We start from the raw sequence: 25,887 nt of genomic DNA, 5'->3' as shown, positions 1-25,887 counted from the left end.
CGGTCGAATTTGTCGCTTCCCATTCACACCCTGTCGGAGTAGACACCCCGCCACTTTATGCTGCGTTGCAGCTTTTCGACAGGTTTCGCCTGAATGGCACAACCGCAAGCCTCTCTTCCCGCCGTGGATTTTGGTTCGGCAGAGGGCCACGACAACAAGAACTTCTGGGCGTTGGCTTTAGGCTCCGTTGGCGTCGTCTTCGGCGACATTGGAACGAGTCCGCTGTACGCCTTCAAGGAAGCGATTACGGCGGCGTCGCATCACGGCACAGTCGCCGAGGCGACGCTGGGCGTGCTGTCGCTGATCTTCTGGAGCATGACCTTGGTCGTCACGATCAAGTACGTGCTTCTGCTGCTGCACGCCGATAACAAGGGCGAGGGTGGCATGTTCGCCCTGATGGCCCTCGGCCAGACCGTGGCCCGCCGCAGCGCTCCCTTGCTCGGAGCCCTCGGCATCGCCGGCGCCTCGTTCTTTTACGGCGATGCGGTGATCACGCCCGCCATTTCGGTTCTCTCAGCCGTCGAAGGCTTGCGGCTCATCGCGCCGCAGTTAGAGGTCGCCATCATTCCGGCGGCTCTGGTCGTGCTGACCGGACTGTTCTGGATGCAGTCGCACGGCACGGCGCGCGTCGCCCGGTTCTTCGGACCCGTGATGGCGCTGTGGTTCGCGGTGCTGGCGCTCGGCGGCCTGATGCACATCGCCGACAACCTGAGCGTTCTTCTGGCTCTCAATCCGCTCTACGGCATCGAATTCGTTTATTCCAACGGCGTGCTCGGGCTGACAGTCATGGGCCTCGTGTTTCTGGCCTGCACCGGCGCCGAAGCGCTTTACGCCGACCTTGGCCATTTCGGCCGCCGTCCGATCACGGTGTCATGGCTTTATTTCGTGATGCCGGCGCTGATCCTGAACTACTTCGGTCAAGGCGCGCTCGTCATGAACGACGCCAATGCGATCGAAAATCCGTTCTACCGGCTCTATCCGCAATACGCGCTTGTCCCGATGCTGATCCTGTCGACGTTCGCGACCGTGATCGCCTGTCAGGCCGTCATTACGGGCGCTTTCTCGTTGACGCGGCAGGCCATTCAGCTCGGCCTCATCCCACGCTTCGAGATCCGCCACACGTCAGAGAGCGTCGCGGGCCAGATCTATATTCCCCGCGTCAACTGGATACTTTTCATCTTCGTCGTGATGGTCATCTTCGCGTTCCGCACGTCGTCCAATCTCGCCGCGGCTTACGGCGTGTCGGTTACGGCCGCGATGGTCATCGACACGCTGATGGCCTTCTTCGTGATCTGGAAGTGCTGGCGGTGGCCGCTCTGGCGCGTCGCCCTGGTCGTCATTCCGCTGCTGATGATCGAGCAGGCATTCTTCTCGGCCAACCTGCTGAAGCTGTTCGAAGGCGGCTGGGTGCCCCTCGTCATCGCCGCGATGCTGGCGATCATCATGTTCAGTTGGGTCAAGGGCACGAGGCTGCTGGCCAAGCTGACGAAACGCAACGAGGCCGATCTCGATTGGCTCGTCCGCAAGCTGGAAGCCAAGCCTCCGCACCGCGTTCCTGGAACGGCGGTGTTCCTGACCGGCGATCCTTACGCCGCTCCGACGTCGATGATGCACAACCTGAAGCACAACCGCGTCATGCACGAGCGCAATATTCTGCTCTCCATTCGCACGGTGGAAACGCCGCGCGTCGCGCGTCACGAGCGGATTACGATCGAGCGCGTTTCCGATCACTTCATCCGGATCGTTGCCCGCTACGGCTTCATGGAAACGCCCAGCGTGCCGAAGATCCTCGAGCACGCCCGTCGCAAGGACTGCAACATCGACATCGGCGCGACCTCGTTCTTCCTTTCGCGCCGGTCGCTACGCAAGACGCCCAAGTCCGAGTTGCCGCGCTGGCAGGAGCGCCTGTTCATCGTCCTGGCCGCCAGCGCGGAGGACGCGACGACGTACTTCCAGATCCCGACCGACCGGGTCGTCGAGGTCGGGACCCAGGTCGCAATCTAGAATGGCCCGGTATTGAGGGCGTCTATTCGATCCATGGCTGTTTTTACCCCACGTTGACGCCGGACTGGGGTATGGACCGAAAGTCAGGGGCCGGGGCGACTTGAAGCCTACGGTGTCTTAAGGTACCAACCGGATAACAAATTTGGCGAACCGCATCTGGGGAGACGAAACGTGAGTGTCGACTATACAAACGGCCACTCTGCCATGGACTACGCCGAGCATCAGAAAACCTACGCCGGTTTCCTTCGTTTCGCGAAGTATGCCGTCATAGCTGCGGCGCTTGTGCTTCTCGGCATGAAAATCTTCTTGGTGTGAGGCCCATCCGGCCACCCAAGAGAATTCATGCAGGGCAGGCTCTCGCGGGTTCTGCCCTTTTTGATCCCGGCTTCCGGCCACATCACTTCAATTGGGCTGAGACATGGTCACGATAGCTGTCACCAGTGAATCGGCGGACGAACCGCGCATTGCGGTTTCGCCCGATACGGTGAAGAAACTCACCGCTCTTGGCGCCAAGGTGCGTATCGAATCGGGTGCCGGAGCGAGATCGCGCTTCTCCGATGACGCCTATCGGGCCGCTGGGGCAGATGTCGTAACGCGATCGGAAGCCATTCACGGCGCCGACATTCTCCTCGCCGTTCGTCGGCCGAGTATCGAGGATGTCGCCGCATTGAAGCCCGGCGCCATCGTTGCCGCGATGATTGATCCCTACGGAGATCGCTCGGCGCTGGCGGCGCTCGCGGGCACCGGCGCGACGGTCTTCTCGATGGAATTCATGCCGAGAACGACGCGCGCCCAGTCGATGGACGTGCTCTCCAGCCAGGCGAACCTCGCCGGCTACAAGGCCGTCGTCGACGGCGCGGCGATGTTCGGACAGGCCTTGCCGATGATGATGACGCCCGCCGGTACGGTGCCGGCAGCGAAGGCGTTCATCATGGGCGTCGGCGTCGCCGGTCTGCAGGCGATCGCCACCGCGCGCCGCCTCGGTGCCCAGGTGACGGCAACGGACGTTCGACCTGCAACCAAAGAGCAGGTGCAGTCGCTCGGCGCGAAGTTCATCGCGGTCGAGGACGAAGAGTTCAAGCAGGCGCAGACCGCAGCCGGTTACGCCAAGCCGATGAGCCCGGAATATCAGGCCAAGCAGGCCGAGCTCGTCGCGCAGCACGTCAAGAACCAGGATCTCGTCATCACCACCGCGCTGATCCCCGGTCGCCCGGCGCCGAAACTCATTTCGCGTGCCATGATCGAGAGCATGAAGCCCGGCGCCGTGATCGTCGACCTCGCGGCCGAGCGTGGCGGCAACACCGAGCTGACTGAGCCCGGCAAGACGATCGAGACGCCGAACGGCGTCAGGATTTTCGCGCCGCTCAATCTGGCGGGCAGCATCGCCGTCAACGCCTCGAGCCTCTACGCCAAGAACCTCTTGGCCTTCCTCGACGGCACGATGTTCGACAAGAAAGAAAAGACGCTGGCGGTCAACTGGGACGACGAGCTGATCAGGGGCACGCTCGTCGCCAAGGGCGGCCAGATCGTCCATCCCAACCTGCAGACGCAAGCAAGCTAGAACTCGAGCCGCCGCCGTAAGTCCTTCGCTTTCGCGGCGAGGGCTCGGCCAAGGGCTCAAACGCTACGAAACACGCTGTTCGAACGATCATTTGGAGTGTCAAAATGCCGAAGGGACCATCTCTCCAGGCGCTTCACCCAACCCCCAAAGGGCGCGCTTTTCTTCCCGCGCTGATCGCGGCGCTGTTGCTGCCGACCGCGGCCTTCGCATCGGAGGGCGGCGGTCTCGTCAGCCCCGCGGTCTATGAATTCATGGTCTTCGTGATCGCGATCTTCGTCGGCTACTACGTGGTCTGGTCGGTGACCCCCGCGCTGCACACGCCGTTGATGAGCGTCACCAACGCGATTTCTTCCGTCATCGTCGTCGGTGCCTTGCTGGCTGTCGGCGTCTCGCTGACGGCCGCCGACAGCGTGGTAGCCAAGATTTTCGGTTTCCTCGCACTGATGATGGCGTCCGTGAACATCTTCGGCGGCTTCCTCGTCACCAATCGCATGCTCTCCATGTACAAGAAGAAAGACGCCCCGAAGAAATGACCGGGCTCGGCGCGATTTTCCGCATCTTCGGCGCGGCCATCGCCTTCACGCTGGCGCTGGCTGGCGCAAGTCATGCGCGCGGGCTGAACGATGCCGAGAAGGCGTCGCTTTCGGCGACGGTCAGCGATTTCAACGGTGCCATCAAGTCCGCCAACATTGACCGCATTTCGCAAACCGTGCCGCCGAGAATTTTCGACCTTCTCGCCAAGAAGTCCAATGTCGATGCCGCCGTCATTCGCGAAACGATGCTGCAACTGCTGAAATCGGCGCTGGAGGAAGCTCCGTTCGAAGCGTTCAGCATGGACGTCCAGAACGCTGCGTTCAAAGAGACGCCGCAAGGCGAGCCCTATGCTCTGATCCCGACCGAGGTTGCGCTCGCCATCGATGGCAAGCGCTTCAAAGTCTCAACGCACACCCTGGCGCTGATCGACGACGAGACCTGGTATCTCGTGCGGGTCAGCGAACAGCAGCAGATCGCGCTTCTGCGCGAAGCTTACCCGAATTTTGTCGCTGAAGAATTTCCCGAGAGCCGCACGGAGGCGCTGAACTGATGCGCACCTCCGCCATGAACTCCGAAATCCCCTGCCGTCAAAGGATACCGTCATGAGCGCCAACGTCGCCGCATTATCCTACCTCGCCGCGGGCGTGCTCTTCATTCTGGCGCTGAGAGGCTTGTCGAGCCCGGCGACATCGCGACAGGGCAACCTGTTCGGCATCATCGGCATGACGCTCGCTATCCTGACGACGCTCGGTCTCGCGGCGCCGACGGCGACATCCTGGATCTTGATCGTTCTCGGCCTCGGCATCGGCGGCTTCATCGGCGCCAAGACGGCGCGCGAAATCCCGATGACGATGATGCCCGAGCTGATCGCGGCCTTCCATTCGCTCGTCGGTCTTGCCGCCGTGTTCGTTGCGGCCAGCGCCCTCTACGCGCCGTCGGCGTTCGGTATTTTGGTCGATCCGGCCAATCCCGCGCTCGGCATCAAGGGCGGTAGCCTGTTCGAAATGGCGCTCGGTGTCGCCATCGGCGCCATCACGTTCACGGGCTCGGTTATCGCGTTCGCCAAGCTGTCTGGACGTATGTCCGGCAAGCCGATCCTTCTCCCCGCGCGTCATCTCATCAATGCGGCGCTGGGCCTGATCCTGATCTTCGTGATCTACAGCTTCATCCAGTCCGGCGGATCGGCGTTCCTGTTCTGGCTGATCGTGCTGCTCTCCTTGCTGGTCGGCATCCTGATCATCATCCCGATCGGCGGCGCCGACATGCCGGTCGTCATCTCGATGCTGAACTCCTATTCGGGCTGGGCCGCCGCCGGCATCGGCTTCACGCTCGGCAACATCGCGCTCATCATCACCGGCGCGCTCGTCGGCTCGTCCGGCGCCATCCTGTCCTACATCATGTGTAAGGGCATGAACCGCCAGTTCCTGTCGGTGATCGCCGGTGGCTTCGGCGGCGAGACGGCAGCGGCCGCAGGTGGCGGCGAGCAGAAACCCGTCAAGCTCGGATCGGCCGAAGACGCCGCCTACGTGCTCGGCAACGCCGGCAAGGTCATCATCGTCCCGGGCTACGGCATGGCGGTCGCTCAGGCCCAGCACGCCCTTCGCGAAATGGCCGATGCCCTGAAGAAGAAGGGTGTCGAGGTCAAATACGCCATCCACCCGGTCGCGGGACGTATGCCGGGCCACATGAACGTGCTGCTGGCGGAAGCCAACGTCCCCTACGATGAGGTCTTCGAGCTAGAAGACATCAACAGCGAGTTCTCCCAGGCCGACGCCGTCTACGTCATCGGCGCCAACGACGTGGTCAACCCAGCGGCGGAAGAGGACAAGACCTCTCCGATCTACGGAATGCCCGTCCTGCAGGTCTGGAAAGCCGGGACCGTGTTCTTCAACAAGCGCTCGCTGGCGTCCGGCTATGCGGGTATCGACAACCCGGTCTTCTACCGCGACAATACCGTCATGGTCCTTGGCGACGCCAAGAAAATGACGGAAGAGATTGTTAAAGCGCTCGCCCATTAGGACCTTCTGCGCGCCGTCCGGGGCTGATCTGCAACAGGTGTGCAGCCATCGCTGCACACCCTGCGCGACAGCTGTCTTGGTCTGCTATAAGCGCAGCATTCCGTGGTTGAGGGTTTTGCGTGTTGGCTCCCGTGGCGTCGTCGTCATTTGAAAATGATCTTGAGCGAATCGAGATCCTCGCTGCTTCGCCTGTCACCAGTTCGGCGCTCCTCGAACGCAACCTGAACTGCATCTACGAACAGGCCGCCGCCGCCCGCTTCGACGACTATGACGTCGTAAGCATCGCCAGAGTCGCGCCCGCGGTCATGTACCGGATCTTCGACCTGCGCGTCGGCCTGCGCGAGAAACTGGCGCATTACGAAATGCTGGGCCTGATGACGCCCGCCGCCGTCCAGGGCTTTCGCGACGTCTTCCGCGTGCTGCGCTATGTGTCGGACATGCTCGGCGAAATCGCGAGCATGGAGCCGAATACCAGCGATCCGGGCTATCTGCTGCGCGGCTTCACGGGCGAAGAAAACAACACCCTGATCAACTACGCATTCTATCGCGACGGCAGGTCGGTGGCGTTCCAGTCGGGCGACGTCATTCTCGTTCGCGGGCGCGCGCACAACAGCGCCGCCATCGCACGCATCGGCGACGTCGACAGCCAGTTCAGCCATATCGGCATCGTTCACATCGACGAGCAGGGCAGCCACTGGATGGTGGAAAGCCTGATCGAGGACGGCGCGATCATCAACGCGCTCGGCAAGTCGCTCGACCACCACATCGTGCGCGCCGTGCTTTACCGCAATCGCGACGCCGACTTCGCGGCGCGCGCGGCAAAATCGATTTTCGATTACGTCGCGGCCTCGCGCGTCAGAGGTGGCAAGCGCATCCTGTACGACTTCTCGATGCGCACGGACGAGACACGCAATCTCTTCTGCTCGAAGCTGGTGCGGCTGGCGTTTTCGCAGGCGAGCGAAGGCAGCGTTATTCTACCGAAGTATCCGACGCACATCGGCCGCAAGAACCGCGATTTTCTCGATCGCGTCGGCGTTGCAACCGATATGACCTTCGCGCCCGCCGACATCGACATGGAATCGAGCTTCGACCTCGTCGCCGAATGGCAGGACTATCGTGAGACAGCCAACATCAGGCTGCAGGATTTCACGATGGACAAGATTTTCGAGTGGATGGAGCGCTACAACTATCGCTTCGAAGAAACCTCCGCGATCAAGCTTGTGGCGTTGCTCGGGCGCTTTTCCTCGCATTTCTCCGAAGGCGCGAAGCAGACGCTATCGTCGGTGTTCCCGCGCGTCCCCTCGAACATGCCGCGGAAAACCGTCGCCGTCGTCGCGATGCTTCACAAAACCGCCGAACCGATCTATCTCGAACTGCAACGTCAAAATCAGCAACAGGTCATCGAAACCGGCGTACCGATGCATGGTCTCGATATATTTGCGGCACTGGAAGCCATTCGCGAGCGTTGCGGAAACCGCATCGGATATTTGGTGCGCTAGGACACTTTGTGAACACCGACGATCTGAACTTGAATTCCGCGCTGCGACAGCCTGAGGCGCAGTCTTGCTCAAGACCATCATCATCATCGGCGTTGGACTTTACGCGGTCGCCTCTGCAGTGATGTACTATGCCCAACGCCGCTTCATCTATTTCCCGGAGCCATCCCGCACGCTTCCGCAGGCGGCCGGGCTTCCCGATGTTGCAGAGCGCATCCTCACGACGCCTGACGGCGAAAAGCTGATCGCCTGGTACGGCAAGGCGCAGCCCGGACAGCCGACGCTTCTCTATTTTCACGGCAACGGCGGCGCGCTCGAATACCGAAGTGTCAGCATCCGCCGCTATCTCAACCGCGGACGCGGCATCTTCATGCTGTCCTATCGCGGCTATAGCGGCTCGACCGGATTGCCGTCGGAAGTGGCGAACATCGCGGACGCCAAGCTCGCTTACGATGCGCTGCTCAACGAAGGCGTCAGCCCGCGCGACGTCATTCTTTATGGAGAGTCGCTCGGTACCGGCGTCGCCGCGCAGGTCGCGACCGACAAAAAAGTCTCGGGCGTGATCCTCGACAGCCCCTTCACGTCGATGGTGGATCTCGCCGAGCAATTCTATCCGTGGCTGCCGGTCAGCTTGCTGCTGAAGGATCGATACGAGTCGCTGCGCTACATCCGCGACGTCCACGCGCCGATCTTCGTCGTGCACGGCGAAGCCGACGACGTCGTGCCGGTCGGGATGGGCCGGCGTGTGTTCGCGGCCGCCAACGAGCCGAAGGAAATCGTCACGCTTCCGGGTGTCGGACATGCGGTGCACGACGAGACGACGTTTGCGATCATCAACGGCTGGATCGACAAGTTGCGCGCAGCGCAGGCGACCGCCGCGGAATGAGCGCAAAATAATTGAGCGCCAAATGAAAAAGGCCCGCGAAACATCGCGAGCCTTTTCAAATTCCGCACAGAAATACCGGACGTCTTAGAAGCTGCTGCCGCCGCTGCTGCTTCCGCTACCGCTATTGAAACCGCCGCCGCTGCCGCTGTTAAATCCGCCGCCCGACTGGCCGCCGCGGAAACCGCCGCCCGCGCCACCGGCACCCGGACCACGACCGGCACCCGGACCGCCCTTGCCGCCCGGACCACCGCGAGCCGTTGCGGGCTTGCTCGGCAGAAGACCTTCGCGCTGCAGTTTCTTGCGAGCCAGCTTGCGGGCGCGGCGCACGGCTTCCGCCTTTTCGCGCGCTCTCTTCTCGGAAGGTTTCTCGAAATGTCCGCGAAGCTTCATTTCACGGAAGACGCCCTCGCGCTGCAGCTTTTTCTTGAGCGCCTTCAGAGCCTGATCAACATTGTTATCGCGAACGAGAACCTGCAAGCGGTTGTATCCTCTATAGAATTTCGACGGTTTGAATGCACAAAAACACCAGCTCCGGGGCTTCGCCACCAGAGCTAGCGTGGATTTCTTCAGCCCTTCTAGCAAACACGGTGAAGATTGGCAATCGGGCGAAAGGCCGGAGGGCGCAGCGATGACCAGGGCCGTTTTTGCCTGGCCCCGGCTGGCTGGCTGCAGGCTTGCTCAGCCCGGAGCGGCGGTCAGGAGCCTGTTGACGTGCCCCATCTTGCGGCCCGGGCGGACGTCCCTCTTTCCGTAATGATGAAAGAACGAGCCGGGCGTGGCCGCAATCTCCGACCACGCCAGAATGTCATCGCCGATCAGGTTGATCATCTCGGCGCCAGCTGCCTTGAGATCGGTCGCTCCCAGCGGCCAGCCGGCGACGGCGCGGATATGCTGTTCGAACTGCGAGGTTAGCGCCCCGTCGATCGTCCAGTGTCCGGAATTGTGCACGCGCGGTGCCATCTCGTTCACGAACAGACGGTCGCGATCGTTGTCGGAAACGACGAAGAATTCGATCGCGAACACGCCGACGTAATCGAGCCGCTCCGCAATCTTCCGCGTCGTCACGATCGCCTCATCGGCGACATCCGGCGCAAGCCGCGCCGGAGCGACCGAGCGATGCAGGATGTGATTGCGATGCTCGTTCTCGGTGACGTCGAAAGCCGCGAACGTTCCGTCGGCTGCGCGCGCCGCGACAATCGAAACTTCCGCGCGAAAGTCGACGAACGACTCGAGGATCGACGGCGCATCGCGCATCGCGGCCCACGCTGCGGCCGCATCTTTGCGCGCGAGGATTTTTGCCTGCCCCTTGCCGTCGTAGCCGAAGCGGCGCGTCTTCAAAACGGACGGAATGGCGAACCCGCCGTCGAGTGCTTTTTCAAGATCGGCGAGGCTGTCGATCGTTGCGAATTCCGCCGTTACCGCGCCAAGCTCGCGTGCCAGCGACTTTTCGTTGAGCCGGTCCTGCGCACACGCCAAAGCTTTCGCGCCCGGCCGAACAGGGATCTGCCGCGACAGGAACTCGACTGTTGCAACAGGGATGTTTTCGAACTCATACGTCGCGACGTCGATAGCCTTCGCGAATGCCGCGAGTTGGGCTTCATCTTCGTAGGCGGCGATCGTATGCGCCGTCGCGACCTCGAACGCTGGGCTGTCGGCTTCCGGCGCGTAGATGTGCGATCTGAATCCGAGCCGCGCCGCGGCCATCGCCAGCATGCGGCCGAGTTGTCCGCCGCCGAGGATTCCGATCGTCGAGCCGGGAGGAAGTGCAGTCATGGCGTTGGCTGTCATCCTTGCGCCGGCGTCTCGGCAACTTCCGAGGTATGCCGCCGCCGCCAGTCTTCAAGCCGCCCCGCCAGCGCTTCGTCGGCCAACGCCAGAATCTGCGCCGCGAGCAGTCCGGCGTTTTTCGCGCCGGCGTCACCGATCGCGAGCGTTCCGACGGGCACGCCGGCCGGCATTTGAACGATCGAATAGAGGCTGTCCTGGCCTTTGAGCGCCTTGCTCTCGACCGGAACGCCGAGCACCGGAAGCGTCGTCATTGAAGCGGTCATGCCGGGCAGATGCGCCGCGCCGCCCGCACCCGCGATGATCACTTTGAGACCCGCCGCCTTCGCGCCCTTAGCGAACGAATAGAGCCGCTCGGGCGTCCGATGCGCCGACACGATCTTCGTCTCATAGGCAACGCCGAGATCGCCCAGCACGTCGGCGGCGTGTTTCATCGTCGGCCAGTCCGACTGGCTGCCCATGATGATTCCGACTAACGGCTTGGCTTTGGTCATAAGTCACGGCTCGCAAAGGGGAAATTCGGGACCGATTACGTAATCCTAATTACGCATCGGAATTAACGGAATCCGTAAATCAGGGAAAGCGCGTCGGTACAGCAGAAAACCCGTATTTACAAGGATTATCCAGTTTTTCGGCCACCGCGAGGCCCGAAGTGAAGCCCGTCCTGAAGCCCATACGCTTCATATGATGCCTGACGCAGCTAGACGCTAGCGCCCCCCCCGTGTCTTTCCCTCTCCACTCCAATTCCCCTCCCCCTGGCGGGGAGGGGTTAGGGGCGGGGGGAGCGAACCAGGCGTGATTTAAGCGACGGTCGAATTTTTGCGGATCGAGAAGGCTCAATATCGCGCCTTCGACAGGCTTGGCTCGGTGCCGACCTTCGCCGACTATGACGAAGCGATCAGCGTTCCTCGATGTCAGCTGAGCCTTCAGCGGTAACCTCGGCACCGCCACTCACGAGGCGAAGAACCGTCTCCAGCGTGTCGGCTTCCGCCGCGGGCTTATCCCAGCGGATGCGATGAATACGCGGAAAGCGCATCGCCACACCCGACTTGTGCCGCGTCGACACATGCACCGCATCGAACGCCACCTCGAACACGATACCCGGCGCGACGGCGCGAACCGGCCCAAAAGTCTCGACGGTGTTGTTTCTGATCCAACGGTCGAGAAGCAGCAGCTCTTCGTCGGTGAAGCCGGAATACGCCTTGCCGACGGGCACGAGCTGACGCTCTCCGCCGGTATCCTCCTGCCAGACGCCGAACGTGTAGTCGGAATAGTACGACGACCGCTTGCCGGAGCCCCGCTGCGCGTACATCAGCACGCAATCGAGCGTCAGCGCGGCGCGCTTCCATTTCCACCATTGGCCCTTGATCCGGCCCGCTTGATACGCGCTGTCGCGACGCTTCAGCATCAGGCCTTCGATGCCCTCGGCGCGCGACGACGACCAAAGCACGTTGAGATCGTCGAACGTGGTGAAGCCGACGAGCGGCGACACGTCGGTCAATCGCGGATGCTCTCGCGCATGCCACGTCTCGAGCCGCGCCCGGCGCTCGCTGAACGGCAGCGCGCGTAAATCCTCCGGCCCATCGAACAGCAGATCGTACAGCCTGACGTGCGGCGGGAAGGCCGTCATCATTTTCGCCGTCACGACTTTGCGGTTGAGACGCTGCTGCAAGTCGTTGAACGGCGCGATCTCGCCATCGCGCATGATCAGCAATTCTCCGTCCACGACGCAATCGTGCCCTTCGAAGGCGCTGCGAATTTCCGGAAAAGTCCCCGAGATGTCGTCGCCCTGGCGCGAGAACATGCGCACGTCGCCGCCGCGCGCCGAAATCTGCACGCGGATGCCGTCCCATTTCCATTCCGCGATGAAATCTTCCGGCGCGAGCTTCGGCCAATCCTCTTCCTCGACCGGATGCGCGAGCATGACGGGACGAAACACCGGCTTCGAACCGGGATCGGGACGCTCGGCTTTGCCGTCGAGCCACGCGAAGAGATCGAGATACGGCGGCTCCAGCGCGTGCCAGATTTCCTCGATCTCGGAAACGTCGCGTCCGTAGGCTTCCGCCAGCGCCGTGCGTGCGAGACGCGCCGAAACGCCGACACGCGGAGCGCCGCCGAGCAACTTCAGAAGCGCCCATCGCCCAGAGGCATCGAGTGCATTCAGGAACTGCCCGAGACGCACGGTGCGTTCGGCCGCCGTCCCGTTCGCCATTTCGCCGATGATGTTTCCAAGCGAAAGATACGCCGGCTCTCCCGAATTGTGCCCGACGTCGCTCCGCGCCCGATCTGTGATCTCCGAGCGGGGTTGAGAAGCTGAACGGGTGTCGTCTTGCGATCGGCGATCATCCACGTTCACAGCGATCGCGCGACGCTCCTGCTTATGTTCTTTGCGCGCTAAAGGCGCTGTCTCATTTTCCCCTCCCCCTCGCGGGGAGGGGTCAGGGGTGGGGGTGAAATCCAGAGACAGTTGCCGCGATTTATCGTCGAGCTTTTCACGCCGCGCCCGCCCCCTCGTCGTCGAGGGGACAGCGGATTCCTCCTCTCGTTCCACTCCCTGCGGTGAAGGATCGGAGGAGGTAGTTTCAACGCGCATCAAATCCACCGGCTCGTCCGGCCAGAGCAGCGCGACGGTCTCCGCCGTGTCGCCGACGTAATCCCGTGAGAGCTGATACAGAATGGGATCGATGAAACGACCGGTGAGATCGCCCACCATGCGCCGCAGCGGCAATCGGATCGGAATTCCGTCCGTCAGCGCCGCCAAGGCCCAGCCGCGATCCGGATCAGGCGTCGACCGGAAATAACGCGCGAGCAGCGCCGTCTTGCGATTGCGGCTTTGCGTATAGACGAGACAGTCGAGCAGGCGGGCGAAAGCGCGCATGGCTATTCGGCCTCCTCCTCGCGCCCGACCAGCGCCAGCGCGCGGGCCTTGATGCCTCGCGTCGCGAGATAGTGGACGAGCGCATCTTCGCGGCCGTGCGTCACCCAGATTTCTTCCGCGCCGACGTCCGTCACAGTCGCGATCAGCTCCGGCCAATCGACGTGATCGGAAACGACGAGAGGCAGCTCGACGCCGTGCTGGCGCGCTCGCCCGCGAACGCGCATCCAGCCGCTCGCAAACGCGTTGACCGGATCGCCGAAACGCCGCGACCAGCGATCGCCGAGCGCCGACGGCGGACACATCACGATGCCGCCGCTGAGCGATTTCGCATCTTCCGTCGTGGCGGGCCGCACGTCTCCGAGATCGACACCTAGTCGCTTGTACAGCTCGGTCAACGCGATGACGGCGCCGTGCAGATAGATCGGCTCGGAATATCCGGCGTCACGGATGACGCGGATCATGCGCTGGCATTTGCCGAGATTGTACGCGCCGATGAGATGCGGGCGATCCGGCTCCGCCGCCATCGAGCCTAAGAGCTTTTCGACCTCGTGCGCAGCTTTCTCGTGGCGGAACACGGGTAGCGCGAACGTCGCCTCGGTCACGAAGACATCGCACGGCACGAGCTCAAAGGGGGTGCACGTCGGATCGGTCGCGCGTTTGTAGTCGCCCGAGATGACCGCGCGCTTTCCGGCCCACTCGAGGACGACCTGCGCGGATCCCAGAATGTGCCCCGCCGGCGCAAGACGCACGCCGACGCCATTGATCGTGATCATCTCACCGAGCTTGAGCGGCTGGAATGCGCCGGCGCAATTTTCGCCATAGCGCACTTTCATGATTTCGATCGTTTCGTGCGTCGCGAGCACTGCGCCGTGGCCGGAGCGCGCATGGTCGCTGTGACCGTGCGTGATGATCGCGCGATCCACCGACCGGTGCGGGTCGATATAAAAACCTCCGGGCTCGCAAAAGAGACCGGCCTCGCTCGGATAGAGCCAGCTATCAACCGGAGGAAATGTCGAACTCATGAAGAACTAACGCGCAAGGCCTCGAAACTGCCTCGCCAGCCTGACGATCCGGCCGCTTAGGCAATGATGTCGGGAAGCAGCTTGTCTTCGATCTGTGTAATGCGATCCTTCAAGACGAGCTTCTTTTTCTTCAGCCGTTTGACAAGAAGTTGGTCGGCCAGAGGGTTGTCTTCAAGTGACACGATCTCGCAGTCGAGCTTTCTGTGCTCGGCCCGCAAGTTCACCAACTCTTCCCTGAGCTCGCGTTCGTCGCGCCGCTCCATCGCAAATGCCCTACCCCGCCCAGTCGCTCGAAGCGTTTTGGGCGATTGCTTTTGATCTGGCAACTGGCAAACGCGAGATGCCTCAAGGATGACTCTAATCGCGTGAAACTATTTCACAAATCTCTAACGCGCACACGGACGATTGCTATGCAATGGAGTTCAAATCTTCCAAATCAATGCTCCGAGGCGTTGGACAACCTTCGAAACGTGTGGCAGGATTCTTACATCTGCAATCTCTTTTGGAGGCAAATGATGGCGATTACGGCTCATCTTGCAGAACTCGCGGAAAAGCACCGGGTCCTTGAAGAGCGGATCGATCAGGTGGTCGCGGGTCCAGGTTCGGACGACATCGAGATCCGCCGACTGAAACAAGAGAAGTTGAGACTAAAAGACGAGATCGAACGGCTGAGACGCGAAACGCGACACTAGCCAACCGAGAAACCCAGACAATTCATATATGAAGCCCTGCCCGCGGAGCGCTTGTGCGCCCGCCGAGCGGGGCTTTTGCATTTTTACCGGCACGATTTCCCGCGTGTTTTGTCGTGCGAGCACTTGGCTTTGAAGTTTCGCTTCCGATATTGCCAGTCCGGATCGGTGCTTTTCGTTTTGAACCTTTGACGGCAGGGTCACGCGTCCTTATTTAGCTATATAGTTATTTAACTTAATGGATAAGTAAGATGGCCTCCGATCGCCTCAGCGAAACGTTCTCCGCTCTCGCGGACCCGACCCGGCGCGCAATCCTTGCGCGACTGACCCACGGCGAAACGTCGGTATCGGAATTGGCCGAACCTTTCGACATGAGCCTCCCCGCCATCTCGAAGCATCTGAAAGTTCTCGAACGCGCGGGTCTCATCGCGCGCGGGCGCTCGGCGCAATGGCGGCCATGCCGTCTCGAAGCGTCCGCGCTGAAGGATGCCAACGAGTGGATGGGACAATACCGGAAATTCTGGGAGCAAGAATTCGAGCGGCTCGATGCGGGTTCGCGCGAGCCGCAGGCAACGGAGAAAAAGCGTGGTCCAACTAAAAGCAAGTGATCAGCGTGATGAACAACGGTCGGCGCTGTCGGTCGAAATCGAGCGCGTCTATAACGCACCGCGCATGCTCGTTTATCGCATGTGGTCGACGCCGGATCATCTCGCGAAATGGTCGGCGCCGAGGGGTTACGCGATACCGGCGGCTCGAACCGATTTCCGGGAAGGCGGCAGCTGGTATGCCCGCATGCTCTCGCTGGGCGGCGCCGACTTCCGCGTGCAGGGCCACTACGTTGAGATCGTCGAAGGCAGCCGCATCGTGCTGACGCACGCATGGCTCGACGAAAAGGGCAAGCCTGGACACGAAACGCTGATCACCATCGTGCTCGAGGACGAAGGCAAAAACACGAAGATGACGTTTCGCCAGGAAGGCTTCGATTCCATCGCCTCGCGCGATGGAATGGCCGGCGGCTGGAAGGAATGTTTCGACCAGCTCGGCGAACAGCTCGCGCACATCGCAGGGCCGTCGGACCGCCGAAAATCGTAGCCGAGCGCTTTCGGATGACACCCTCGGTCGCGTTGCCGAGGATGTCATCCAATAGGAGTCGCTCGAGCTACTTCGCTCGCCGTCCGAATGAGACGGCATACGCGGCCGAGCGCATCGGAAAGATCGTATCGTTCGCCGGGCCTTCGATGCCATCGACCACAAGCGTCGGATCGAAAATGCCCGCATCGCACGTCTTGTCGTCCTCGGTGCCCGTGATCGAAATCGTGCCGAGCGTTACCGACTTGCGTTGGTCTTCCGGCCATAGCTCCGTCGGATTGTCGACGGGATCGCCGGGCTCTCCGAGAATTGCTGTAAGCGTGAACTGGACCGGCCCCTTCGCCAGCCGCTCGGCAAGTTCGGGGCGATAGAAATCCGGGTCCTTCGCTTTGGCTTCCTCGTCGGTCAGGCCGACTTCGCCGGCAACCGGCAGCGCTTTGTATTTGATGACCTGCGTCTTGCCTTCGGCATTCGTGAACGTGAAGGCGTGGATGCCCCAATAGTTGACCGTCGCGAAGCTCGCGGGAACGGGGCGCGCATTGAGCCACTGCGCTTGCCGCGTCGAATTCGGATTGGCCTGGAAGAATGCGCCGATCTTCTCCTTGTCCTTTGTTGCGACGGCTGTGAGCAACGACAGGAATTGATCCGGATCTTTGGCGACGAAAACCGGAGCCGAAATCATCAGTAGATCTGTCGTATTGCCGTTTCCGATGTCGAAATGCAGCGCGATGCCGCGGACATTGTCCTTCTGGAAATCCGGCGCGGCAGGATTTCCGCCGCCCATCGAAAAGCGGCCGATCAGATTGACCGGTGTCTTGGAATTGAAATGCGGTGCTTTCGACAAGCTCGCCGCCTCGGCTGTCGGCGTAAAGTTGCCTTTGACGCAGAAGCCATGCGTGTGGGCCGCGCGAACGCCATCATGCGCACCGAAGACCGCGTTAAGCGCGTTGACCAGACTTTCCGCGTCCGCTTCCGCATGCGCCGGGACTGCAGCCGGAAGAGAGAAAGCCGCGACGAACATCGCGGCAGGAACGAGCCGTTTGAAGATCATGGTGCGATCCTTCACGTTGCTGTGGTGATGATTGCAGATAGACAGGCCGCCGAATTGTCCTGCCCTTGCGCTTTCGATTTCGCATGCGCAATCGTTACAATTGCGCATTTGGCCAAGCGGCGCAGCAATTTGCTACGCACTTTCTGCAACGGCAAGGTGAAGCTATTGACTAATTATCGGGCAGAGCCCGCGCCACGCGATCAGGCCGCATCGCGCCGCCAATTCGGAAACGGATCCGGAAGATCGCGCCACGCCGTTGTATCGATGGCGGTATTGGGAACTGTATGAAGCAAGCAGGCATCAAGCTGCTCGATAATGGAAGCCTTATCCATGTCGCGCGAGCCGATGAACACGATCTCCTGGCGTCGATCGCCCCACGTTGTGTGCCAACCTTTGTTGATGCGATCGATAAGGCGCTCGTCATCCGGCCAGTTCGTCTTCGGCACAGCCGCCCACCAGTAACCGATCGCCTCGTGCCGCACGAGCGCGCCCGCCTGGCTGACTTCGCCCACCCACTGCGGCCGCGTCGCCAGCCAGAAAAATCCTTTCGCGCGAATGACGCCGGGCCAGGACGTATTGAAAAACGCATGCAGCTTTTCCGGCTCGAACGGCCCGCGCGCCCGATAGACGAAGCTCGAAATCCCATATTCGTCCGTCTCGGGCGAATGCTCCGCGAACCCATTCAATTCCTTGAACCATGTCGGATGACGATGCGCATCGTCGAAATCAAAGAGCCCCGTATCGAGGATATCTCGCGGGGAAACGTGCGCATGGCTTGTCTCGATGATGCGCGCGTCGGCATTAAGCGCGCGAACGATGGCGCGCGCTGCTGCAACCTGGCTTCGGGTCGCGATGTCGACCTTGTTGATGACGACGACATCGGCAAATTCGATCTGCTCGACAAGCAATCCGACAAGCGAACGCTCGTCGTCGTCGCCCGCGACATCGCCGCGGTCTCTCAGGAAATCGACGGATGAATAGTCCTTGAGCAGATGCGCCGCGTCGACCACCGTGACCATGGTGTCGAGACGCGCGACGTCGGACAAGCTCTTGCCCGCCTCATCGCGGAACTCGAATGTCGCGGCAACGGGAAGAGGCTCGGCGATGCCGGTCGACTCGATCAGCAGGTAGTCGAAGCGGCGCTCCGCAGCGAGGCGATGAACTTCCTTCAGCAGATCGTCGCGCAACGTGCAGCAGATGCAGCCGTTCGACATTTCGACCAGAGCCTCATCGGTGCGCGAGAGATCGGCACCGCCCTTGGCGATGAGATCGGCATCGATATTCACCTCGCTCATGTCGTTGACGATAACCGCAACCTTCAAGCCCTCGCGGTTATTCAAAACATGATTGAGCAGAGTGGTTTTTCCGGCGCCGAGAAATCCGGACAGAACCGTTACGGGAAGCCGCTCGTCTTTCTTCGCCGCTTCCGCCCGCAAGTGCGCCTTGATGTTCTCGTCCATCCACATGTCTCCCGATCCGATCGAGCGGTTCAAATAACGGATGTTATAATATCCGTCAATGCAGCTGCGCAAATGGCAATTGAATTGCGAGAGCCGGGAGAAGGAAAGCGACGGACGAGGGCTTCGTCAGCGAACGATCACGACGCGAAATTTTCGCGACGCAACATCCGCAGCGCACAATTGATCTGCAGCATTTCTTTTTAATCTTTGGGGTGATCAATTCTTACGTGTCGCTGGTTCGCGCGCCTTGCCACGCACTCCGGCGCATCTTACCCTTATTGAATAAGGGCCTGTCACACGGTGAATCTGATGACGGAAACCTGCACTCAGCCAATCTCAAAAGCCGAGGTCGATCGCTTCCTGTTCGGCAAGCACATTACCGGTTGTCCGGTTTGTGGCCGCTTTCGCTCGCAATGCGATGTGGACGTTCACACGCTGACGTGCCAACGCGCCGATCCGGATTCGAAGGCGCCAGTCAACGTGCTGATGATCGTCTGCCAGAACTGCGGCGCGATCCAGTTCCACGACCGGAGCGTGATCTCGCATTGGCTCGAATGCCAGAAGCGTGTGCTCGTGAAATAGCGAGCGCCTCTCAACGTCCGATAGTCTCGCGGTCGCGACCGGCGGCGCGCGTCAAACGTCACACGTCCTTGGCCATTTCCCGAAGTTTGAATTTTTGGATTTTGCCGGTCGATGTTTTCGGTACTTCGGCGAAGACCACGCGACGCGGAACCTTGAAGCGCGCCAGCCCCTGCCGACACCATTCGAGGATTTCTTCTTCCGTCGCCGAAGCGCCAGGGCGAAGCTCGATGAACGCGCACGGCGTCTCGCCCCATTTCTCGTCCGGCTTGGCGACGACCGCGCAGAATGCGACGCCGGGATGCTTGTAAAGAACCTCCTCGACCTCGATTGACGAGATATTCTCGCCTCCCGAAATGATGATGTCTTTCGACCGGTCCTTGAGCTGAATGTAACCGTCGGGATGCATAACGCCGAGGTCGCCCGAATGGAACCAGCCTCCGGCAAAGGCTTCTCCCGTTGCCTTCGGGTTCTTGAGGTAACCCTTCATCACGATGTTGCCGCGGAACATGACTTCGCCAAGCGTCTCGCCGTCGGCCGGGACTTCCGTCATCGTCTCCGGGTCCATGACGGTCAGCGCTTCGAGCGCCACGTAGCGAATGCCTTGGCGAATACGTTTCGCGCTTCGGTCCGGCGCGGGAAGATCGTTCCACGACGGGTCCCATTCGTTGATCGTCGCGGGCCCATACGTTTCGGTCAGGCCATAGAGATGCGTCAGCTCGAAACCAGCATCCGTCATCGCCGAGATGACAGCCGCTGGCGGCGGCGCGGCCGCGTGATTGAATGCGACGACATGTGAAATCGGACGCTTCTCCTCGGCCGGCGTGTTGAGCAGCGTCGCCATCACGATCGGCGCGCCGGAAAGATGCGTCACTTTATGATCGACGATCGCGTCATACATCGCTTTCGCGCGCACCCAGCGAAGGCAGACGTGCGTACCCTGCGCCATGGTGACAGACCACGGAAAGCACCAGCCGTTGCAGTGAAACATCGGCAGCGTCCAGAGGTACACGGGGAACCGCGTCATCCCGGTCGAAATCGTATTCGCGTAGCACATCAGCGCCGCGCCGCGATGATGATAGACGACGCCCTTCGGATTGCCCGTCGTGCCTGACGTGTAATTGAGCGAGATCGCCTCCCACTCGTCTTCCGGCCAGCGCCACGCGAATTCGGGATCGCCGCTTGAAACGAACGCCTCGTAATCGTCGGACGACAGCGCCTCGCCCGTCTGCGGAAATTCCGGGTCATCGTAATCGATGATGATTGGCTTCGCTTTCGCGAGCGCCAGGGCAGCGCTCATCGTGGCGGAGAATTCGCGATCGGTGATGAGCAGCTTAGTATCCGCGTGATCGAGCTGAAAGGCGACGATCGCCGCGTCGAGCCGGGTGTTGATGGTATGGAGCACGGCGCCCGTCATCGCCACGCCGAAGTGGGCTTCGAGCATCGCCGGCGTGTTCGCAAGCATCACGGAAACGGTGTCGCCCGGACCGATGCCGCGCGCCGCAAGCGCGCTCGCGAGCTGACGGCAGCGCTTATAGAACTCGGCGTACGAAACGCGCGTCTTGCCGTGAATGATCGCGATGTGCTCAGGGGCGGCGAGCGCCGTGCGGGCGAGAAATGAGAGCGGCGTCAGCGGCTGGTAGTTGGCGGAATTCTTATCAAGGTTCTGCTCGAAAGGATTCGACACGTGTGTTGCCCCGAAAAATTTCAATGTAACGGCCGGCGCTGATCGCGCTTTCGCCGCATGCAATTCGACACCGATGCGACGCTACCGAATGCACCCTGCCGCAGCAATCCCGGATTAGCACCCGCAAGCCGGGGACGCCTTATAGCGCGCGGACCCGCATCAACGGCAGGTAAGCCGCCGCTTTGTACGCTGCATTTGCTGTGTTTCAGCCGGGTCCGGGATACGACTCTCGTATCATGCTTCAAAAGTATATATTGATGTATAAAACATCATAAGTTAAAGCTCACGCTTGCACCCGATATGCGACGATGATCACAGCAGCGCAAATGCGAGCCGCGAGGGCTCTTCTCGGCATCGACCAGCAGACCCTGGCCGAGCTTGCGGGCGTTTCGCTGCCGACCATCCAGCGCATGGAAGCAAGTGAAGGCAACGTGCGGGGCATCGTCGCCACGCTGATGAAGGTCGTCGGGGCCTTCGAAGCAGCCGGCGTCGAATTGATCGGCGAGACCACGCCGAGCACCGGACAGGGCCGCGGCGTTCGCATGAAAGAGCGGGCAGCGGTTCCGGTCGCGATGTCCGCGCCTCCGACGGTCGGCAAAAAGCGGAGCTTGCCGCGAACGGCCGATTGATCGCCGCACCACGCGCATTGACCCCGGCGAACAGATTTCGAGAGAATGAGATGTCTGCGTCCACGACGACTGCAACGAAGCGCGCGACGCCGAGCCTTGCGGAGCTTTTCACGCCGAAGCTCGTGACGGTTCTGCGCGAAGGTTACGGCTTGGCCGCGCTTCGCGCCGACGCAGTCGCCGGTCTCACCGTTGCGATCGTGGCGTTGCCGCTGTCGATGGCGATCGCGATCGGTTCCGGCCTGTCGCCGGAGAAAGGCCTGTTTACCGCCGTCGTCGGAGGTTTTCTGATTTCGGCTCTTGGTGGCAGCCGGTTTCAGATCGGTGGCCCGGCCGGAGCTTTCATCGTCCTGATCGCGTCGATCGTCGAACGCGCGGGTTATGAAGGCCTGGTGATCGCGACCGCGATGGCCGGGATCATCATGATCGCTGCCGGTTATCTACGCATCGGGACATACATCAAATACATCCCGTTTCCCGTCACGGTCGGCTTCACCACCGGCATCGCCGTCATCATCTTCGCCAGCCAGGTGAAGGACATGCTCGGCCTCGACATCGCGCACGAGCCGGCCGCGCTCATCCCGAAAATCGAGGCGATCGCCTCGGCAATCGGCTCGATCCGCCCGTCGACCGTCTTCATATCGCTTCTCTCGATCGCCATCATTCTCGGCATCCGGCGTTTGAGGCCGAATTGGCCTGGCATGCTCATCGCGGTCGGCGTGACGGCGGCTCTGACAGCGTTTCTGCATCTCGATGTCGCGACGATCGGATCGCGCTTCGGCGGCGTTCCGCGCATGTTGCCGGCACCCGCCTTTCCCGAAATCACCCTCGCGAAAATTCAGGCAGCCGTTCCCGATGCGCTTTCGATCGCGCTTCTCGGTGCAATCGAAAGCCTCCTTTCGGCGGTCGTCGCCGACGGAATGACGGGCCGCAAGCACCGGTCGAATTGCGAACTCGTCGCCCAAGGCTTCGCCAATTGCGCCGCTGTCGTCTTCGGTGGAATGTGCGTGACCGGCACGATCGCGCGCACCGCGACCAACGTCCGCGCCGGAGCGCACGGACCCGTATCGGGAATGCTGCACGCGGGCTTCGTCTTGCTGTTCATGCTGGTCGCGGCGCCGCTCGCGATCTACATCCCGCTCGCCGGGCTCGGCGGCGTCCTCGCGGTCGTGGCGTGGAACATGGCCGAAAAGCGCGAATTTCTCAGCCTGATCCGGTCGTCACGCGGCGACGCAGCCGTTTTGCTCGCGACATTCCTGCTGACGATTTTCGTCGAACTGACCATCGCGATCGCCGTCGGCGTCACGCTCGGCGCGTTCCTGTTTCTGCATCGCATGGCCGAAGCCGTCGAAGTCGAGACAGGCAGCGTGCTGATAGCCGACGATCAGGCCGACAGCGCCGAAGGCGACGGAACGGAGATGCCCCGCGTCACCGACGAAGGCGTCATGGTCTACCGGATTTCCGGCGCTTTCTTTTTCGGTGCGACGGCAACCGTAGGCGCCGTGCTCGACCGCATCGGCGCGCACCCGAAAGCATTCATTCTCGACTTTTCCGAGGTGCCCTTCGTCGACAGCACCGCCGCCAAGTCGCTCGAAGGCTTCGCGAAGAAGCTCAATCGTGCGGGTACGACGGTCTACTTCACGTCGACGAGCAAACAAGTCCGGCGCACGCTGTTGAACGCCGGCTTGCGCAGACCGCTGATCCACTACGCGGCGACACTGGAGGACGCGCTCGCCGCAGCCCGCGAGAGCGCTCCAACACAAGAAGGCTAGGCGGGGGCGTTACTCGCCGTCCGGCTCTTTGCTGTCCTCGGGCTTGCTGTCGTCTTCGTCGGTCTCTTCTTCTGCCTTCGGAGACGTCATGCCCTTGAGCTTCGCAAAGACGCGCGCCTGTTCCTGCTCGGGAGTTTCCTCCGGAGCTTCCTCGGCGGCCTTGGGCGCCAGGATCTGAGCCGTCGTCGAGGAGGCCGTCGTTTCCGAAGCCGGCAGCAGCGTTCCGGCCTTTTCCTGATCGAGACCCGAATCCTTGCGATCGCGCTCGGTGCGCTTCGCCGCCTTCTTCACCTCGGCATCGAGGTCGATCTGAGAGCAAAGCCCGAGCGTGACCGGGTCCTGCGGCGTCAGCTGCGCCGAGTTCCAGTGCGTGCGGTCGCGGATCTGCGCGATGGTCGGCTTCGTCGTGCCGACGAGGCGCATGATCTGGCTGTCTTTGAGTTCCGGATGATTGCGAAGCAGCCAGAGCACGGCATTCGGCCGGTCGTGACGGCGCGAGACGGGCGTATAGCGCGGCCCCTTGCGGGTCTGCGGCAGCGGCGGCAGCTGAACCTTGCTCTCCGCGAGCTGCAGCTTGTGCGACGAATCCTTTTCCGCCTTCGCGATTTCATCGCGCGTCAGCTGACCGTTCGTGACCGGGTCCATGCCCTTGATGCCCTGGGCGACCTCGCCGTCGGCGATGCCTTTGACTTCCAGAGGATGCAGCCCGCAGAACTCGGCGATCTGGTCGAATGACAACGCCGTGTTCTCCACCAGCCAGACGGCGGTGGCTTTCGGCATCAGGGGGCGGCGGTCGCTCATGGATAATCCTCTTTCGGTCCCCCGCGCGTCCGCGAGAGCCAGTGCAAAGGTAAATTGAAGGGAATAGCGGCTTATAACGCTTTCGCGTCATCCGACGCAAGGCTGGAATGGTTTCCACCATGCAAGAACGCCGCAGCCTCAAGAGCGGTCATAGAGTTGCGGCAAGCGTTTATGAAGCGTTAGTGTCGCGCGGCAGGTTTGGGGCGACATTACGGCGACCTACGGCCTAGTAAATGCAACGAGGACAATGGGATGCTCGCGACAGCCGGTCGAACCAAATATTTCGAGGACTTGGAGGTCGGTCAGGAAGCCTCGATGTCGCGCATCGTCACCGAGGCGGATATCGTCGCCTACGCGGCGCTGTCGGGTGACTACAACCCGGTGCACCTCGACGCCGATTACGCGTCAGGGACGATCTTCAAGGAACGCATCGCGCACGGCATTCTTTCGGCGGGCTACATCTCCGCTCTGTTCGGCATGAAACTGCCGGGCCCCGGCGCAATCTACGTGTCGCAGTCCCTGTTCTTCAAAGGCCCGGTGAAGATCGACGATCGCGTCGAGTCGCTCGTTCGCATTATCGAGCTGATCCCCGATAAGAAGCGGGCGCGGTTCGATTGTGTCTGCACGGTCGCGGGCAAACCGGTCCTCACGGGCGAAGCCGTCCTGATGGTTCCCTCGCGTCCGAGGTGAGAGCAGGGTAGGCTCGAAGGTCTTCAGGCAGCGTCGGGATTGAAGGAACGCGCGGTGCATGCACGTCATTCACGGCCATAAGCATGTGCCGCCGGAACATCGCGGCGCGTCGATCGCGATCGGCAACTTCGACGGCGTTCATCGCGGTCATCGCGCGCTGATCCGCGAGGCGAAGGCCAAGGCGCGGGAGAAGGGCACGGCATCGGCGGCGATGGTTTTCGAACCGCATCCGCGCGAGTTCTTCCAGCCGAACGAAGTGCAGTTCCGTCTGACGACTCTCAACCGCAAGCTCGCGATTTTCGAGAAGCTTGGCCTCGATCTGGTGTTCGTCGAGCCTTTCGATGCCGATTTGGCAGCGCTTCCCGGCGAAGCCTTTATCGAGCGCGTGCTTGTTGCCGGCCTCGGCGCGGCGCACGTCGTCATCGGTTACGATTTTTATTTCGGCCACAAGCGCGGCGGCAATCCGGAGCTGATGGTAAGGTCGGGCGAGGAGCTTGGCTTCGGCGTCACTGTCATGCCGCCGATTGCCGAAGACGGCGCGGTCTTTTCATCTTCGGGCGTTCGCCTGCATCTGGCGCAGGGCGACGTCAAAGGCGTGACGCACATGCTTGGTGAGCCGTGGCGCGTCTCCGGCCGCGTGATCGGCGGCGCCAAGCGCGGCACCGGCATGGGATATCCGACCGCCAACATTCCGATGCCGAAAGGCACGACGCTCGGCCACGGCATTTACGCCGTTCGCACGCATCTTGACGACCAGACGTACGACGCAGCGGCGTATCTCGGTACGCGCCCGACGTTCGACGACGGTCATCCGGTGCTGGAGGTGTTCCTGTTCGACTTCAACGGCGACATCTATGGCCGCGAGATCGAAGTCGAGTTCATCGACTTTATCCGGAGCGATCGCCGGTTTCGCTCGGCCGAAGAGCTGGTCGTGCAGATGGAAGCCGATATCGCGCAGGCGAAAGCGGTGTTGTCGGCCAACTGAGCCGACATCCGCCCGCGTGTGCTTGCGTTAAGCTTGGTTGCGCTCGCGCTTTGCGATCTTCGCGGCGCGCTTTGCTGCGTTCTTGGCCTTGCGCTGCCGTGCCTGGATCTGGCGGCGGCGGGAATCTGTCATCTGCATGGGAAATCTCCGTTGTTCGCCCCGCGTCTAGCATAAATGGGCGGCTGATAAAGACGAAAAATCCGCTTCCCGCGGACCGCGCCGGTTTGTCCTCCCGAAACGGCGCTCCGCCGGTGTGGCAAAGGCTCCCCATGCC

The 25,887-nt window shown here is 61.6% G+C and carries 26 protein-coding genes; 16 read left to right on the top strand and 10 right to left on the bottom strand.

Annotation, left to right across the window (positions count from 1 at the left end):
• The first annotated feature begins 93 nt into the window (after positions 1-93).
• The 8 genes from HDEN_RS12995 to HDEN_RS12960 all read left to right on the top strand — a co-directional run bounded on the left by HDEN_RS12995 (position 94) and on the right by HDEN_RS12960 (position 8,499).
• Complete coding sequence (locus tag HDEN_RS12995) at positions 94-2,004, top strand: potassium transporter Kup (protein ID WP_013216589.1); 1,911 nt, start codon at positions 94-96, stop codon at positions 2,002-2,004.
• Between the two features lie 171 nt (positions 2,005-2,175).
• Positions 2,176-2,319 (top strand): aa3-type cytochrome c oxidase subunit IV, encoded by a 144-nt coding sequence (locus tag HDEN_RS12990; RefSeq protein ID WP_013216588.1) that lies wholly within the window; start codon positions 2,176-2,178, stop codon positions 2,317-2,319.
• Positions 2,320-2,422: 103 nt separating this feature from the next.
• Positions 2,423-3,565: a Re/Si-specific NAD(P)(+) transhydrogenase subunit alpha gene (locus HDEN_RS12985; protein ID WP_013216587.1), complete on the top strand. Its 1,143-nt coding sequence runs from the start codon at positions 2,423-2,425 to the stop codon at positions 3,563-3,565.
• A gap of 104 nt (positions 3,566-3,669) precedes the next feature.
• Positions 3,670-4,098: a proton-translocating transhydrogenase family protein gene (locus HDEN_RS12980; RefSeq protein ID WP_013216586.1), complete on the top strand. Its 429-nt coding sequence runs from the start codon at positions 3,670-3,672 to the stop codon at positions 4,096-4,098.
• Positions 4,095-4,649, top strand: coding sequence for a hypothetical protein (locus HDEN_RS12975; protein WP_013216585.1), 555 nt, complete (start codon positions 4,095-4,097; stop codon positions 4,647-4,649). The genes HDEN_RS12980 and HDEN_RS12975 overlap by 4 nt, the downstream gene beginning before the upstream one ends.
• Positions 4,650-4,701: 52 nt before the next feature.
• Complete coding sequence (locus tag HDEN_RS12970; protein ID WP_013216584.1) at positions 4,702-6,117, top strand: NAD(P)(+) transhydrogenase (Re/Si-specific) subunit beta; 1,416 nt, start codon at positions 4,702-4,704, stop codon at positions 6,115-6,117.
• A 119-nt stretch (positions 6,118-6,236) separates the two neighbouring features.
• Positions 6,237-7,616: a YiiX/YebB-like N1pC/P60 family cysteine hydrolase gene (locus HDEN_RS12965; protein WP_013216583.1), complete on the top strand. Its 1,380-nt coding sequence runs from the start codon at positions 6,237-6,239 to the stop codon at positions 7,614-7,616.
• Between the two features lie 64 nt (positions 7,617-7,680).
• Entirely contained in the window at positions 7,681-8,499 is an 819-nt protein-coding gene (locus HDEN_RS12960; RefSeq protein WP_013216582.1) for an alpha/beta hydrolase, read from the top strand.
• A gap of 84 nt (positions 8,500-8,583) precedes the next feature.
• Here HDEN_RS12960 and rpsU read toward each other — a convergent pair whose 3' ends face one another.
• From rpsU to HDEN_RS12930, 6 genes are all read right to left on the bottom strand, one after another.
• Entirely contained in the window at positions 8,584-8,976 is a 393-nt protein-coding gene (gene rpsU, locus HDEN_RS12955) for a 30S ribosomal protein S21 (protein WP_013216581.1), read from the bottom strand.
• A 201-nt stretch (positions 8,977-9,177) separates the two neighbouring features.
• Complete coding sequence (locus HDEN_RS12950; RefSeq protein WP_245256639.1) at positions 9,178-10,272, bottom strand: 5-(carboxyamino)imidazole ribonucleotide synthase; 1,095 nt, start codon at positions 10,270-10,272, stop codon at positions 9,178-9,180.
• 11 nt (positions 10,273-10,283) lie between these two features.
• A complete protein-coding gene (gene purE, locus HDEN_RS12945; protein WP_013216579.1) occupies positions 10,284-10,778 on the bottom strand; it encodes a 5-(carboxyamino)imidazole ribonucleotide mutase in 495 nt (164 codons plus the stop codon).
• Positions 10,779-11,182: 404 nt separating this feature from the next.
• Complete coding sequence (locus tag HDEN_RS12940; RefSeq protein ID WP_013216578.1) at positions 11,183-13,162, bottom strand: cisplatin damage response ATP-dependent DNA ligase; 1,980 nt, start codon at positions 13,160-13,162, stop codon at positions 11,183-11,185.
• 2 nt (positions 13,163-13,164) lie between these two features.
• On the bottom strand, positions 13,165-14,184 hold the full coding sequence (locus HDEN_RS12935; RefSeq protein WP_013216577.1) for a ligase-associated DNA damage response exonuclease: 1,020 nt from the start codon (positions 14,182-14,184) through the stop codon (positions 13,165-13,167).
• Positions 14,185-14,240: 56 nt separating this feature from the next.
• Entirely contained in the window at positions 14,241-14,447 is a 207-nt protein-coding gene (locus tag HDEN_RS12930) for a DUF465 domain-containing protein (protein WP_013216576.1), read from the bottom strand.
• A gap of 252 nt (positions 14,448-14,699) precedes the next feature.
• On the opposite strand from HDEN_RS12930, the gene HDEN_RS18010 reads away from it, so the two are divergent.
• The 3 genes from HDEN_RS18010 to HDEN_RS12915 all read left to right on the top strand — a co-directional run bounded on the left by HDEN_RS18010 (position 14,700) and on the right by HDEN_RS12915 (position 15,965).
• Entirely contained in the window at positions 14,700-14,876 is a 177-nt protein-coding gene (locus tag HDEN_RS18010) for a YdcH family protein (RefSeq protein ID WP_013216575.1), read from the top strand.
• Positions 14,877-15,124: 248 nt separating this feature from the next.
• Positions 15,125-15,481 (top strand): ArsR/SmtB family transcription factor, encoded by a 357-nt coding sequence (locus HDEN_RS12920; RefSeq protein WP_013216574.1) that lies wholly within the window; start codon positions 15,125-15,127, stop codon positions 15,479-15,481.
• On the top strand, positions 15,459-15,965 hold the full coding sequence (locus HDEN_RS12915) for an SRPBCC family protein (RefSeq protein WP_013216573.1): 507 nt from the start codon (positions 15,459-15,461) through the stop codon (positions 15,963-15,965). The genes HDEN_RS12920 and HDEN_RS12915 overlap by 23 nt, the downstream gene beginning before the upstream one ends.
• A gap of 67 nt (positions 15,966-16,032) precedes the next feature.
• Here HDEN_RS12915 and HDEN_RS12910 read toward each other — a convergent pair whose 3' ends face one another.
• Both HDEN_RS12910 and zigA read right to left on the bottom strand, forming a co-directional pair.
• A complete protein-coding gene (locus HDEN_RS12910; protein ID WP_013216572.1) occupies positions 16,033-17,013 on the bottom strand; it encodes a catalase family peroxidase in 981 nt (326 codons plus the stop codon).
• Positions 17,014-17,213: 200 nt separating this feature from the next.
• Positions 17,214-18,473, bottom strand: a complete 1,260-nt coding sequence (zigA, locus tag HDEN_RS12905; RefSeq protein ID WP_013216571.1) for a zinc metallochaperone GTPase ZigA — start codon at positions 18,471-18,473, stop codon at positions 17,214-17,216.
• A gap of 309 nt (positions 18,474-18,782) precedes the next feature.
• Between zigA and HDEN_RS12900 the strand changes: the two genes are divergently transcribed.
• Entirely contained in the window at positions 18,783-19,055 is a 273-nt protein-coding gene (locus HDEN_RS12900) for a hypothetical protein (RefSeq protein ID WP_013216570.1), read from the top strand.
• A gap of 58 nt (positions 19,056-19,113) precedes the next feature.
• Here the strand turns inward: HDEN_RS12900 and HDEN_RS12895 are convergent, their stop codons facing one another.
• Positions 19,114-20,739, bottom strand: a complete 1,626-nt coding sequence (locus tag HDEN_RS12895; RefSeq protein WP_013216569.1) for an acyl-CoA synthetase — start codon at positions 20,737-20,739, stop codon at positions 19,114-19,116.
• Between the two features lie 308 nt (positions 20,740-21,047).
• On the opposite strand from HDEN_RS12895, the gene HDEN_RS12890 reads away from it, so the two are divergent.
• Entirely contained in the window at positions 21,048-21,368 is a 321-nt protein-coding gene (locus HDEN_RS12890) for a helix-turn-helix domain-containing protein (RefSeq protein ID WP_041921664.1), read from the top strand.
• Between the two features lie 50 nt (positions 21,369-21,418).
• Positions 21,419-23,137 (top strand): SulP family inorganic anion transporter, encoded by a 1,719-nt coding sequence (locus HDEN_RS12885; protein WP_013216567.1) that lies wholly within the window; start codon positions 21,419-21,421, stop codon positions 23,135-23,137.
• 9 nt (positions 23,138-23,146) lie between these two features.
• Here HDEN_RS12885 and HDEN_RS12880 read toward each other — a convergent pair whose 3' ends face one another.
• Entirely contained in the window at positions 23,147-23,938 is a 792-nt protein-coding gene (locus HDEN_RS12880) for a DUF1013 domain-containing protein (protein WP_013216566.1), read from the bottom strand.
• 252 nt (positions 23,939-24,190) lie between these two features.
• Here HDEN_RS12880 and HDEN_RS12875 point away from each other — a divergent pair, with 252 nt between their 5' ends.
• The gene (locus HDEN_RS12875) at positions 24,191-24,628 is read left to right on the top strand and encodes a MaoC family dehydratase (protein ID WP_013216565.1); all 438 of its coding nucleotides are present in this window, start codon (positions 24,191-24,193) and stop codon (positions 24,626-24,628) included.
• Between the two features lie 58 nt (positions 24,629-24,686).
• A complete protein-coding gene (locus HDEN_RS12870) occupies positions 24,687-25,613 on the top strand; it encodes a bifunctional riboflavin kinase/FAD synthetase (RefSeq protein WP_013216564.1) in 927 nt (308 codons plus the stop codon).
• Positions 25,614-25,887: the final 274 nt, after the last annotated feature.

The sequence above is a fragment of the Hyphomicrobium denitrificans ATCC 51888 genome (assembly GCF_000143145.1).
GTDB lineage: Bacteria > Pseudomonadota > Alphaproteobacteria > Rhizobiales > Hyphomicrobiaceae > Hyphomicrobium_B > Hyphomicrobium_B denitrificans.
This window is presented reverse-complemented; position numbering and strand designations above follow the sequence as displayed.